This is a genomic window from Candidatus Sulfotelmatobacter sp. (assembly GCA_036500765.1).
GTDB lineage: Bacteria > Acidobacteriota > Terriglobia > Terriglobales > Acidobacteriaceae > Sulfotelmatobacter.
In genome coordinates this window covers 1,348,285-1,360,589 of the sequence record DASYBM010000004.1, presented here as the reverse complement: position 1 = coordinate 1,360,589, position 12,305 = coordinate 1,348,285, and the positions used below count along the sequence as shown (strand labels likewise).

Annotated in this window: 10 protein-coding genes and 1 tRNA gene; 5 read left to right on the top strand and 6 right to left on the bottom strand. The window is 54.8% G+C overall.

Features of this window, described 5'->3' with window-relative positions:
• The first annotated feature begins 269 nt into the window (after positions 1–269).
• On the top strand, positions 270–1,394 hold the full coding sequence (locus tag VGM18_08780) for a DNA cytosine methyltransferase (GenBank protein HEY3973084.1): 1,125 nt from the start codon (positions 270–272) through the stop codon (positions 1,392–1,394).
• A gap of 6 nt (positions 1,395–1,400) precedes the next feature.
• Here VGM18_08780 and VGM18_08775 read toward each other — a convergent pair whose 3' ends face one another.
• The gene (locus tag VGM18_08775) at positions 1,401–2,351 is read right to left on the bottom strand and encodes an O-methyltransferase (protein HEY3973083.1); all 951 of its coding nucleotides are present in this window, start codon (positions 2,349–2,351) and stop codon (positions 1,401–1,403) included.
• Positions 2,352–2,360: 9 nt separating this feature from the next.
• Positions 2,361–3,686 carry an ATP-binding protein gene (locus tag VGM18_08770; GenBank protein HEY3973082.1) on the bottom strand — a complete coding sequence of 442 codons (1,326 nt, stop codon included), beginning with the start codon at positions 3,684–3,686 and terminating at the stop codon, positions 2,361–2,363.
• Between the two features lie 773 nt (positions 3,687–4,459).
• Between VGM18_08770 and VGM18_08765 the strand changes: the two genes are divergently transcribed.
• The 3 genes from VGM18_08765 (at position 4,460) to VGM18_08755 (ending at position 7,518) form a co-directional block, all read left to right on the top strand.
• A complete protein-coding gene (locus VGM18_08765) occupies positions 4,460–5,596 on the top strand; it encodes a beta-propeller fold lactonase family protein (protein ID HEY3973081.1) in 1,137 nt (378 codons plus the stop codon).
• A gap of 238 nt (positions 5,597–5,834) precedes the next feature.
• Positions 5,835–6,602 (top strand): DUF1223 domain-containing protein, encoded by a 768-nt coding sequence (locus VGM18_08760; protein ID HEY3973080.1) that lies wholly within the window; start codon positions 5,835–5,837, stop codon positions 6,600–6,602.
• A 505-nt stretch (positions 6,603–7,107) separates the two neighbouring features.
• Positions 7,108–7,518 carry a redoxin domain-containing protein gene (locus VGM18_08755; GenBank protein ID HEY3973079.1) on the top strand — a complete coding sequence of 137 codons (411 nt, stop codon included), beginning with the start codon at positions 7,108–7,110 and terminating at the stop codon, positions 7,516–7,518.
• 116 nt (positions 7,519–7,634) lie between these two features.
• Here the strand turns inward: VGM18_08755 and greB are convergent, their stop codons facing one another.
• Positions 7,635–8,237 (bottom strand): transcription elongation factor GreB, encoded by a 603-nt coding sequence (gene greB / locus VGM18_08750; GenBank protein HEY3973078.1) that lies wholly within the window; start codon positions 8,235–8,237, stop codon positions 7,635–7,637.
• A gap of 238 nt (positions 8,238–8,475) precedes the next feature.
• Positions 8,476–8,552: transfer RNA gene (locus VGM18_08745), tRNA-Met, on the bottom strand.
• Between the two features lie 292 nt (positions 8,553–8,844).
• Here VGM18_08745 and VGM18_08740 point away from each other — a divergent pair.
• Positions 8,845–9,468, top strand: a complete 624-nt coding sequence (locus VGM18_08740; GenBank protein ID HEY3973077.1) for a DNA starvation/stationary phase protection protein — start codon at positions 8,845–8,847, stop codon at positions 9,466–9,468.
• A 76-nt stretch (positions 9,469–9,544) separates the two neighbouring features.
• Here VGM18_08740 and VGM18_08735 read toward each other — a convergent pair whose 3' ends face one another.
• A complete protein-coding gene (locus VGM18_08735) occupies positions 9,545–10,534 on the bottom strand; it encodes a homocysteine S-methyltransferase family protein (GenBank protein HEY3973076.1) in 990 nt (329 codons plus the stop codon).
• A 32-nt stretch (positions 10,535–10,566) separates the two neighbouring features.
• A complete protein-coding gene (locus tag VGM18_08730) occupies positions 10,567–12,303 on the bottom strand; it encodes an NAD(P)/FAD-dependent oxidoreductase (protein ID HEY3973075.1) in 1,737 nt (578 codons plus the stop codon).
• Between the last annotated feature and the right edge of the window lie 2 nt (positions 12,304–12,305).

The window sequence follows — 12,305 nt, the reverse complement described above, 5'->3', positions numbered from 1 at the left end:
TCTTATCAATCGTTTTTGCGCCGCTCACTTGGCAGCTGCAGGAATGGACTTCTTCGCTGGGGCAGCCCAGGGAATTCATGACGCAGCGCCGACCGATGCAGCGCTGACCCATAAAGTATAGAGGTTTAGCGTTAAACGCAACGCGGACTTTTGCGGAGCCTCAGTCGGGTTGACGCGCCCGGCCTGAAATGGTCCCGTCTGCCCCTATATTTTGGCCAAGAAAACAACATTACTGACGCGGAAAAGATGGTAGTCTGATCGATACGCTAATGAGCCCCAAGCCCAAGATCATTGATCTTTTCTGTGGTGCCGGCGGCTTTACGTTAGCCAGTTGGCAGGCTGGATTTGAGTGCGTTGCTGGTTTTGATGCAAGCGAAGTGCTGTCGAGCCGATTTTCAGAAAACTTCCCCAAATCAACATTCATAAAGTGTGATCTGCGATCCGCAGAGGTCAGCGAAGTCTTACGAGCCGCTGGACTGAAGGCGCGCGAGATAGACGGGATAGTCGGCGGGCCGCCGTGTCAAGGTTTTAGCTGGATCGGAAGACGAAAATCCGACGATCCCAGAAACGCTCTAATACACCATTTTTTCCGTCTCGTTAACGGCATAAAGCCAAGGTTTTTCGTAATGGAGAATGTGCCGGGTCTCCTACACGAACCTTTTTCAGTTCGCCTCAAACGTGAGCTTGCTCGGCTGTCCGATCACTATTCCATGTTGGGTCCATTGTTGCTGGATTCGGCAGATTTTGGCGCAGCGACTCGTAGGCAGCGGATATTGATAGTCGGGATTGATTCACGACACGTCGATCCGATTGCCAAGGACGACCTCGTCCAGCGTTTCGTTCCAATAAAATCTACCGTTAGAGACGCCATACACGATCTACCGGACCCTGTGTTAGTGAGCGAAAAGAACAGCGATGGATGGGCTGGATACAGTCGTGATCCGTTTTGCGATGAAAAGGGATTGTTTGCACGCAAAGCGCGTGCCGCTCCGCCAGCGCATTTGGGATCACCATTGGGGCGTGAATTTTTGGCGAAAGGTTTGGTGTCGGGTTTTCAATACACGGAACACACGCAGGAAGTTGTGAATCGCTTTGACTCCGTCCCAGCGGGAGGCACAGACTCGATCAGTAGGTTTCCTCGCCTTGATTGGGATGAACAGTGTCCAACGCTGCGTGCAGGAACGGGTCCTGAAAATGGATCGTTTCAGTCCGTTCGACCGATTCATCCGACGTGCAATCGAGTTATCACGGTTCGTGAAGCGGCCCGATTACAAGGCTTCCCCGATTGGTTCCAATTTCATCCGACGAAATGGCATAGCTTCCGCATGATCGGCAACAGTGTAAATCCTCAAATGGCGAATGAAGTCCTTAGCGCCATTCGGATGCGTCTCTAAGCGGTTCTACGGATGGAACTCACCGTACATGGGATAGTCTTGGTAAAACATCCTGTAAGCTTCGATCTCGCTAGGCTTGAGTTCAAAAGGCAAGTCTTCGGGTTTGGGAGCGACAGCGCACGGCATTCGCTTGTCCAGTTCTAATTTCTCTTTGAAGGTCAATTGCGGAACCTGAATTTCAAACTGTTCGTGATGTGCGAAGAATTCAAAGGAAGACTGAAGGGAAAGCCCCTTCACTATTCTCTCGTCGTTAGTATCGACAATCATTCCCCCATACGTCACCATTTTTGACCCGTCAGAATAGGCAAAGTTGAACAAGGGAAAGAAGTCCAAGCCTGTCGCGGTGTTCAACACGCTGCTTTTCATGAAATTAAACATTATCTCGCCCAGCAATGCGGGAAACTGGTTCTTGCTTAACCGTTTCTCGGCATCCGTAGGAATATAGGTGGCGTTAACCAGTCCTTTGAGAACCGTCATCGGGTCAACGATCTCATCGTTTTCCGTGATACTTAGTTGGGCTGCTTCCGCGTTCACGGACAACATCACCACGTTGCCCGTCGTGCTTTTGACGATGATCTCGTTCAGGTCATCGAACATATACGGCCTGAGCACATCGTCGTAATCCAGCCATGCAATCGTCCTGTTATCCCAAGACAACTCCCTGAGCACAGATGTACTCATCCCAATCTTGACTTCAACACACGAATACGGCGCATTGAACGAGACTCGTTTCGCTCTGCTGTGCTCTTTCTCGATTGTGACGAGTTCGTTGATACCGATGCTTTTGTGCATCATTATGAAGTCGACAAACCACATCGAGCCAAGTCCCAAATATCGATAGTCGCGCCAATCGAAGCGAGCGTTCTTCCCGATCGTGTTCAGAATTCGAGCGATCAGTTTGCGCTCGACATTCTTGTTTGGACGCAAAGAATAGTTGATGGCTTCAAATGATCGCATCCAGACTCCTTATTCAACTTCTTTTTCTTTGACGTAGTCGAACGTTCGGATGCCTACTGCTCGGGGCGACGCACTGCGCATACCCAGTGCCCTCGCGACTGCTTCAACGTCAGCGGTCGGCTTGTTATAGCAAATCCGAGTCATTCCGCCTGTTGCAATGGTCGGAAGTTTCATCGTTTCTCGACGCGCAACCTGGAGGACGGATTTTGTGGGAGCTGCTCTCTCGATTTCGCGGGCTTTCTTAAGTTCGACTTTCCTCTTGTTCGTATATTCGATGAATTTGGCTGATGCTTCCTTCATCATGAGAAATGCAGCTTTATAAACGGTGCTGCTCGGGTCAACATCTCGCTTGGTTGTTTTCCAAGGAAGCAAGTCGGGATTGTGGGAGTCGAATCTAGCGACGCCTAAGAAACCGTAGTATTGGGGATGCCAGATACCGACGCCGGGAGTTCCCCAACCGGACAGGGCCGTCTTGTCAGCCGTAACAACAACGCGATCATTGCAGACAACGTACCAGCCGTAGACATCCATGTCGGTGAGTGTGGCGTCGGAAGAATCATCCTCTGGCGGGGGCGTCGCTAACCCCGCACTAATCTCTATGCTCACATCACCAATCTTCTTCGTGATCTTCATTGGCGCGATCTGTTCACTCTCACGAAACGAAGGCATGATTGGTTTTGCCTTCTTATCGTTCACTCGAATGTCCAAGCCTTGCTGAAGAATGAAGGCGTAGTCGCGCTCGACGGTATGGTTCATGTCAATGGCGAATGCAGGTGTTTCAAAATCGCGTTTGATGCCGGGATAGAGTCTGTGGATTTTGATAGTGGTTCCGGCAGGTACTTCCGTTCCCGACCGCTTGACATCGGTTAGGTCAAAGTCCCAATCCGTTTCCGGTTCACGATCACGCCACTTGTCCACGTCGATGTCCAACGAAAAAGACTCTTGCCCAGTAGAAGTAACAAGATTGATGTCTTTACCCATTTTGAACATGGCACGTTTCATCCCGATGCCATAGAGACCAATCGACTGACCAGAATCTTCAATTACATCGTCGGGTCGTCCAAAACGGAAGGCATATTCCTGGGCGATCTTGATCGGAATCCCACCGCAGTTGTCAGAGATGGAAAACGACCGCTCACCAAACTGAATCTTTACGTCGAAGCCGCTGTAGCGTGGGGCATTGCCATCGGAAGCACCGTGCTTGAGACGGTTGATTCCGTCTACGCTGTTGTCAAGCAGGTCCAACATGCAGTCGGTGAGAGAAATATCCCTCGTAATCATCCTGATAAAAAATCCCTTGGAGGGATTCCCAGCAGCCTTGAGTTTTGCTGGCATAATTGACCTTGTGCTTCAGCGAGGATGAAATGGCCCGCGTAAAGTAATACAGGGACGGACGGCGTAATTCAAGTGGGAGAGGATATGACCGACTACCTGACCCCCGAACAACGAAGCATGGCGATGTCACGAGTGAAGAGCAAAGACACGAGTTTGGAACGACTCGTAAGGTCGGAACTTCACAAGCGGGGTTACCGTTTCAGAAAGAATGTACCGACTCTCCCGGGCAAGCCCGACATCGTTTTTGTCAGCGCACGGCTTGCTGTTTTCGTCGATGGCGACTTTTGGCACGGCTACCACTTTCAGCGTTGGGGATTCAAGCTAAAACCATATTGGCGGCAAAAGATAGAAACGAACAAATCGCGGGACTTGAAGAACTTCTGCAAGCTGCGTAGGCGCGGGTGGAGAGTTCTCCGCGTCTGGGGTCACGAGATAAAAAAAGACGTACACGCTGTCGTCCAAAAGATCGCTAGGCTTGTTGAGGCAAATATTCTCTGATCCTGTGAAACGCGGTGGAACAGACGGAACCTTCCCCCGTGCCACCCGCCTCGCCATCAGATGCGCAATGCCGATGAAGGTTACAGTGATGGGCTGTGGCACTTGGTCTTTGGTCTGAGGGCGCAGATATTAATCACTCGCACGCTGTAACCTTCTCCCTGTTGAATCCTCAAACTCTTGCGCACAGTAACGACGCAACTTCGGACGTTGCCTCTTCGGACGACGCCGGGAGGGCGTTTGCGTAAATGGGACCATTCCCCAGAGGAGTCAATGCAATGATGAAGTCAGTTCCCGGCCTTTTGGCCATCGCGCTCGTTATCGGAGCTTTCACCACCAACGTGTATGCAGCCGATGCCAAAAAGGGTGTTGGCAACTCAATCTTCGTGATGACGAATAACAACACGCAGAACGAGGTTTTAACCTACCAACTTAATCGAAACGGACAGTTCGTCCTCACTTCAAGCGTCGCGACGGGTGGTCGCGGAAGCGGTGGTGAAAATGATCCGCTTCAGTCGCAAGGCTCTCTCACACTCAGTGGCGATCACACTCTGCTCTTTGCTGTGAATGCTGCCAGTGGAACGGTCTCGAGTTTCCGCGTCCTCAACAACGGCCTGCCTGTCCTTGCCGACCAGGAATCTTCGGGCGGTGCTTTTCCGATTGCGGTAGCGGAACATAACGGCGTTGTCTACGTGCTCAATGCGGGTGGAAACGGCGCTGTGGTCCCATTCAGAGCGGATGGGCATGGACGGCTTCACGAGATACAGAACTCGTCGGCCTTTCTCACCGGCCTGAATTCAGGTGCTTCCTCGATCTCGGTAAGCCCCAACGGTCAGTGGCTTATCGTGATTGAGAAGGTTTCGAACCACATAGACGTCTTTCCAGTTCATCCCGATGGAACTCTTGGTACGGTGGTCGCTAACACCAGCGTCACGGCGGGTGTCTTTGCGACTGTGTTTACACCCAACGGACAGCTGATTGTTTCCGAGAACCAGCCCAGCAACGGGACGGACACGTCGACCATCTCTTCCTATACGATCAACCCAAACGGTACGATCACTGCAATCAGCCAAAGCATCCCCACCGATGGGAATGGCAACTGCTGGAATGCCATCACCCCGAATGGTGAGTGGGTGTATGTCGATAATGCCGGCACGTTCACCGTTGCAGGATTCTCGATTGCCGCGAGCGGAGCTTTGACTCCAATTGCCGGCACAATCCTCATCACTCTGCCTGACGGTTCCACCAACCTTGACATGGCGACCAGTGGGGATGGCAAATATTTGTTCAATCTCCTGTCTGGCTCCGGCGCCCTCGGGGTGTACACCATCAATTCCGACGGAACCCTCACTCAACTCGGAGATATTGAGGGACTTCCGCAGGCTGCCGGCTTCAACGGCATTGCAGCCTTGTAACCTGCAGCCTTGTAACATGCAGCCTTGTAACATGCAGCCTTGTAACATGAAAAGACGGTTTGCCCGCGTGGACACCTCCTGCAGTCCACGCGGGCGCCGACAAATCTCTCTGCGTGACGGTAGTTCGGTCAGTTGAGCTTCGGCGCGAATTTCGCTACAGATCAGACTCAAAATCACCCCTGTAACAATTCGAGGTGCCGTACATCAGATATGTACTGTTCGGCTGGGAGGTAGTCCGATGCGTCTTTATCCCGTGCTTGCCCTTTCCCTCGTGCTTCTGCATCCGTATTTTGCCGTGCCCCAGAATACCGGTGAAGGAAGTCCAGCATCCGTAGCGATCGTGGAGCTGTTTACTTCGGAAGCATGTTCCAGTTGCCCTCCGGCCGATGCGCTGCTGCGCCAAATCAATCTGAAGCGAACAAGCGCTGGACAACTGATTGTTGGCGTCAGCGAGCACGTCACCTATTGGAACAGCGCCGCGTGGAAGGATCCGTTTTCTTCGCGGGCATTTACCGACAGGCAGAGTGCCTATGCCTCGCGCCTCTCTCCGGATGGATCCTACACACCTCAGATGGTTCTGAATGGGCGTGAACAGTTCATCGGCAGCGATGCCGGCGCACTTGAGCAGGCTCTTAGAGACGATGCTCGGCGCCCTCACTTGGTCCTGAGCATCCTCGCCTCCACACCCTCCCCCTTGGGAGTGGATGTAAAGTTCTCTCTCGCGGGAGAGATATCAAGGCCACTCGATATCTTCGCAGTACTGACAGACGACGCGGATCAATCCAGCGTGCAGGGGGGAGAAAATGGTGGGAGGCTCCTGCAGCACGTGTCGGTTGCGCGCTCGCTGACCCGTGTAGCAATGCTCCGGGGTGATCGGGAACAATCCGTGCACATCGTGCTGCCTGAGGGATTCCAACCTGGTAGTGGTTCTGGTCATCACCTGATTTTGCTGGCCCAGGAGCAACATCTAGGCGCAATTGTCGGAGCCGCTACAATACCGCTCTAAGTTTTACGGGGATCTGCATTAGGCGGGTGGCCCACCTTTGATCTCGCCTGCAGAACCAAGAAACTGGGTGCCCCATCCTCGCGTTCTTTGCGAGGGTGGGTGACGATGCTCCCCGCAGCGCCGATTTTGAGCCCGCCGAAAATCTCATGGTACAAGCAGCATCGTACCCGCCCTTGCAAAAAACGCAAGGACGGGGCACCCATGTCTTGGTCGTGCCAAAGTCAAAAAGCCGGGCCACCCGCCCTGTAACTTTTTCCCGAGTTCTGTGTCACATAATGTATTCCACTTTAGGAGTGTGTTGGCATGCGCGTGTTTGGCTTCACCTTCCACAGAGACTCCATGCTCGCCAGAGTTCAGATCAACAAAACAGTGCTGTTTGTCCTCTTCGCCATTGGGGTTTTGACGATCGGAGCACCCGCATTCGCTAAGACGCCGGCAGAAGGGGCTCAAGCACCCGATTTCACGCTTTCAACGCCCCTCGGGTAAAGCGGTTCGGATGTCAGGGATGCACCAAGGACATGACCTCGTTCTGGTGGTGTTGCGGGGATTCCCCGGTTATCAATGCCCTTACTGCACGAAGCAGGTACATGACTTTATCGAGCATGCCTCTGGCTTTGCGGCAAAAAACACGACGGTCCTCCTTGTCTACCCAGGACCTCCGGCCGACCTCGACCAGCACGCTAACGAATTCCTGGCCAAGCAGCCGGAGTTGCCGTCCAACGTCGTACTGGTCACGGATCCGGATTATGCGATGACCAATCTCTACGGGCTGCGCTGGGATGCGCCAAACGAGACGGCATATCCATCGACCTTCATCCTCGACACGAAGGGGACGATCGTTTTCGAGAAGATTAGCCACACTCACGGCGACCGGATGTCGGCTCAGGATGCGCTCGATCACCTCTCGGCAAATTAGTTACCTATGACGCTGCGTCTGGGAGTCACTCCGTCTTCTGGGAAACGCGGGACACAGAAACGCGGGGACGGACGAAACCTGCTCCCGTGTCGCCTCGCCAACCTTCGCCAGCCGGATTACCCTCTGCGAGGAAGTCCCTTTGCCGCGGCCTCGGATCCAGCTGGTTCACGGAACGGTTCCACAGCGATGCGCTCGTAACATACATTCAAGACGGTGAGGTTTTCTGTACCACCCGGCAGTTGAAGGACTACGCTGTCACCCGCTGCCGACTTCATCAATGCGCGCCCCAGCGGTGACACCCAACTGATGTGGTTGCGGTCGAGATCGATCTCGTCAGTGCCTACGATGCTCACCACTCGCTCCACTCCCGCGGCATTGGCATAGCGCACGGTTGCTCCGAAGAAGGCCTTCGTCGCCGCTTGGCCAGATCTCGGAGCTTCCGGGTCCACCACTTCCGCGGCTTCGATTCGCTTGGTGAGAAAGCGAATCCGCCCATCGATCTGCCGCAGCCGCCGCTTGCCGTACCGATAGTCGGCGTTGTCGCTGCGATCGCCATTGCTGGCAGCCCACGCCACCACTTCCGTCACGGCGGGGCGTTCCCTGGTGAGCAGAAACCGGTGCTCATCTTTGAGGCGCTCGAGCCCACTCGGCGTTATGTAGTTCTTGACTGGCGTCGCGGGCTCGTCCGCTTGTGGTTTTCTTGTAAAACCTTTGCGCATCTCGTAATCCTTCCGGGGCGAATCCAGCGGGGCTGAAGCCGGCTTGTGCGAATCAATTCCAGAAACTCCTGGATCACGGGCAAGCTGGGAAGTACCCCCCAAAAGAAGGGTTGTCGGCTAGTCGGCAGTTGGTTCGCGTGCCAATAAATAAGGGGAACTGTATGGCAGTTCCCCTTATTTGGACAGTTTTTGGACAGTCGTTACAAGTGCCCAATTGCCCGTAACCTTATGATTGCGTTGGTTGCGGGGGGTGGATTTGAACCACCGACCTTTGGGTTATGAGCCCAACGAGCTACCAGACTGCTCCACCCCGCATTTCGATCATAGCAACGGTGGCCAGTGCCGTCAAACTGCCTTCTGCGCCGGTCCCTTATGGCTTGCGGATCTCGTAACCGAAGATTCATCCGCGTACTTTCTCGAATCCGGGCAAATTATCGTCTTACCCGCTTGCAAGCTCTGGTGGTTGGATGGTGGCGCCCCAAACTTGCAAAAAACTGAAGCATCCTGTTAACGTTCGTGGCATCCAAGCGGTGTTGCCTGGAGCGCCGATGGAACCGGCGTTCCCAGCAAGCGCAGCACCAGTCGCGAAAAATCAGGAGGGTCCGCTATGGCGAAGAAAGAAGTCCCCGCCGGCCGTAACACTACCATTACCGCACAGCCCCGGATTCACCAGCATGCCGCTGAAATTCAAGCGTACGGGACGGTCTCCCATGCGCTGCCGCTCGAGTTAGAAGAGCCGGTGCGTCTGGAAATGACCGAGCAACTGAATCTGTTGCTCGCCGACAGCATCACCTTACGCGATCTTTACAAGAAGTCGCACTGGCAGGTCGCGGGACCAACGTTCTATCAACTGCATCTGCTCTTCGACAAGCACTTCGGCGAGCAAGTGGAGATTGTTGACGAGATTGCCGAGCGCATTCAGTTGCTCGGTGGAGTCTCTCTCGCCATGGCCGCCGATATCGCGGAGACCACGCGCATTGAACGTCCGCCGCGCGGCAGGGAAGAAGTGCCAGTGCAGATCTCGCGGCTGTTGGACGCGCATCAGATCATTATCGGCCACTGCCGGGAACTCGCCAGACGCGCGGATGACCTGGGCGATGACGGCACGAACGATCTCGTGATTAGCGACGTTCTCCGTCCCAACGAATTGCAGGCGTGGTTCCTGAGCGAGCACCTGGTCGATATGCCGCTGGTTCATGCGGTCGAGCCCGATGCGCGCAAGGTGGGATAGGCAAAGCTTCAACGACGAACAGGTAGACTGCGGGCTCATGGCTCATGCCGGAGCCCGCATGGATTCGTAGGGTTAGCTACACTTTCATGTTGTCGTGATCGTAGTATTCGTATCCCGACATCGGTTTCTCGCCGCCCTTTTTCCAGATGCGCGAGTCTTCCGGCAATTTGTTCAGCACCCGCGCCATCTCGCGAATGTGCATGGCCACGGTTCCGCAGCATGCGCCGATGTAGTTGATTCCCAGGTCGCGCGCCTGTAGGGCGTACTCGGCCATATCTTTCCGCGTGAGTTGCAGAGGATCCAACGCATACGGAAATTGCGGCAGACTGGTAAAGTCGGGTTGGTCTTTCGGCGTGCGATAAGCGACCGGTTGGCACGCAAGATATCCTGAAACGGCTTTACGCATTTGCTCCATCGGTCCAAGAATATGCTGCGGCGGGCGCAGGCAATTCATGCCGACAATGTCCGCTCCTGCGTCGAACAAAGTCTTCGCGGCGTCGGCGGCATTGGTGCCTTCGGCGGTCTCACCTTTATTTTCAAAACAGATCGTGACCATTGCGGGTAAGCCCGTCCGCTTTGCGCGCTCCACCGCGATCAGAGCTTCGCCCAGCCAGGAAAATGTCTCTCCAATAATGAAGTCGACGCCCTCGTCGACCTGAACGGCGAGTTGTTCATCGAACGTCTGCCTCACCCGATCGGCCGCTGAAGCGCTGCCAGGCTCGTACATCCATGTCAGGCTGATGTTGCCCGCGACCAGGCATTGATCGCCCGCAGCCTCACGGGCCACTCGGACCGCCGAGCGATTCAGCTCTTCCAACCGGTTCTCCAAACCGACGGTAGCCAGTTTGTCGCGGCTCGCATAAAAAGTAAGCGCCTGCAAAACCTCAGCGCCGGCTTCGCGAAACTCAATGTGCAACTCGCGCAGAGCCGCCGGATACGTCAGCGCCACCTCCGGCGTGAACGGACCCGCGCGTACCCATCCGCGCTTTTCCAGTTCCAGTAGGTAGCCGCCGTCGCCCAATACGGGGCCGTCTTTCAAGCGATCGAGAATGCCTTTCTTTTTCATGTTCATGCTTGCTCCTGAGTGGTAAGCAGATGTCACGCCGCCGCTTCCTGCAATCGTCCCTTCTTCCAATCGCGCAGAGCCTGATGCGCCGCATTCCGACCTGGCGCACCAGTAACGCCGCCACCGGGATGAGCCCCCGCTCCACACAAGTAAAGACCGTCAATGGGAGTTCGATACTGCGACCAGCCCGGTACGGGCCGCATAAAGAAAAGTTGTTCCAGCCGCAGATCACCATGAAAAATATTGCCTTCGGTCAAGCCGTAGGTGCGCTCCAGATCGAGCGGAGTCAGCACCTGCCGCGCCACGATCGCGCCGGGAACATTGGGTGCGTACTCGGCGATTTTTTTGACTACGCGATCGCCCAGCAGTTCGCGCTTCTCGTCCCAGTGGCCTTCCCGCAAGTGGTAGGGAACGTACTGCACAAAGCAAGTAAGAATGTGCTTGCCCGGAGGCGCCAGCGAATCATCTGCGTTCGACGACACGACGCAGTCAATCCACAGTTCTTCAGGGATCTCACCAAACTTCGCAATGTCGTAGCAGCGCTCGGCGAACGCAAGCGAAGGAACCAGCGTATAGAACGTACGCTCCAGAGCGGTCGCGGTTGGAGAGGTCCCGGTGAACCTCGGCTCTTCTGCCAGCACCATATTTACTTTTGCGCACGGCCCCTGCATCTTGATGCCGCGAACGGAAAAAAGAAAATCTTCGGGCAGTTCTTTCGAGTCGATCAGTCCGAGGAAAGTTCGCTTCGGATCGGCGTTCGAGAGAACCATGCGGGCGCGGAGTTCAGTGCCGTCTGCCAATATCACGCTGCGCGCGCGGCCATCGCGCACCTCGATGCGTGCCACCACCGCCGACGTCCGAATCTCCACTCCCAGCTTTTTCCCAGACGCAGCCAGCGCCTGTGTAATCGACCCCATTCCTCCCATTACATGTCCGTAAAAGCCTTGCTGTTGGTGCTCTCCGCCGCTCAGTAGATGAAAAAGCAGCCCAATGGCCGTTCCCGGCTGATACGGTCCGCCATGTTTGCCGTATACGTTATTGGCCAAAAACATGGTCTTCATTTTCTCGGATTCGTAGTTGTGATCGAGAAATTCGCCAAGGCTGCCGGTGAGGAAAGAGACGAGCTGCGAAATCTCCGCGCCCGATATTCCGCGAAAGCGTCTGCCGACTCGGAATAAGTCCGTCCATCCCCTCATCGTTGACGTGTCGATCTCCGGCGGAGGCTGCATAAAAAATGGCTGCAAGTAGCGTGCCAGCTTTTTCAGTTGATCGTCGACTTGCACAAAGCGTGCTGCATCTTTTGCGGAAATCTTTGAGAATTCCTCCCGCGCCCGCTCGCGGTCAACCCACCACGGCACAACATGACCGTCTGGAAAAGGAACCTGAATCGCCGGATCGCAGGGAACCATGCGCAGTCCATAATTGGCCAACTGCAATTCTGAAATCACCTCGGGCCGCAGCATGCTGGCAACATAGGAAGTGGTGGAGACGCGGCATCCGGGCGCGATTTCCTCAGTCACACAACATCCGCCAACAATTTCGCGCCGCTCCAGCACGAGCGTTGTGAGTCCGGCTCGCGCCAGGTACGCCGCCGCAGTAAGTCCGTTGTGCCCTCCGCCGACGACGATGGCGTCGTAAATCGTCCTGTTTCTAGTTTGACTTAAAGTCACGAAGTGAATCCAGAACCGAACTACACTATCGTAGATGGCGCTGAAAATGAAGTTGAAATCGCGATCGCCGTCCGGTATGCTTTCGTGACTTGTAGTCATTA

Excerpts from the sequence above, each read along its gene's own strand:
- VGM18_08775 (HEY3973083.1), bottom strand. The coding sequence starts at position 2,351 with ATGCGATCATTTGAAGCCATCAACTATTCTTTGCGTCCAAACAAGAAT.
- VGM18_08755 (HEY3973079.1), top strand. The coding sequence starts at position 7,108 with ATGCACCAAGGACATGACCTCGTTCTGGTGGTGTTGCGGGGATTCCCC.
- VGM18_08765 (HEY3973081.1), top strand. The coding sequence starts at position 4,460 with ATGATGAAGTCAGTTCCCGGCCTTTTGGCCATCGCGCTCGTTATCGGA.
- greB (HEY3973078.1), bottom strand. The coding sequence starts at position 8,237 with ATGCGCAAAGGTTTTACAAGAAAACCACAAGCGGACGAGCCCGCGACG.
- VGM18_08740 (HEY3973077.1), top strand. The coding sequence starts at position 8,845 with ATGGCGAAGAAAGAAGTCCCCGCCGGCCGTAACACTACCATTACCGCA.
- VGM18_08730 (HEY3973075.1), bottom strand. The coding sequence starts at position 12,303 with ATGACTACAAGTCACGAAAGCATACCGGACGGCGATCGCGATTTCAAC.
- VGM18_08770 (HEY3973082.1), bottom strand. The coding sequence starts at position 3,686 with ATGCCAGCAAAACTCAAGGCTGCTGGGAATCCCTCCAAGGGATTTTTT.
- VGM18_08760 (HEY3973080.1), top strand. The coding sequence starts at position 5,835 with ATGCGTCTTTATCCCGTGCTTGCCCTTTCCCTCGTGCTTCTGCATCCG.
- VGM18_08780 (HEY3973084.1), top strand. The coding sequence starts at position 270 with ATGAGCCCCAAGCCCAAGATCATTGATCTTTTCTGTGGTGCCGGCGGC.
- VGM18_08735 (HEY3973076.1), bottom strand. The coding sequence starts at position 10,534 with ATGAAAAAGAAAGGCATTCTCGATCGCTTGAAAGACGGCCCCGTATTG.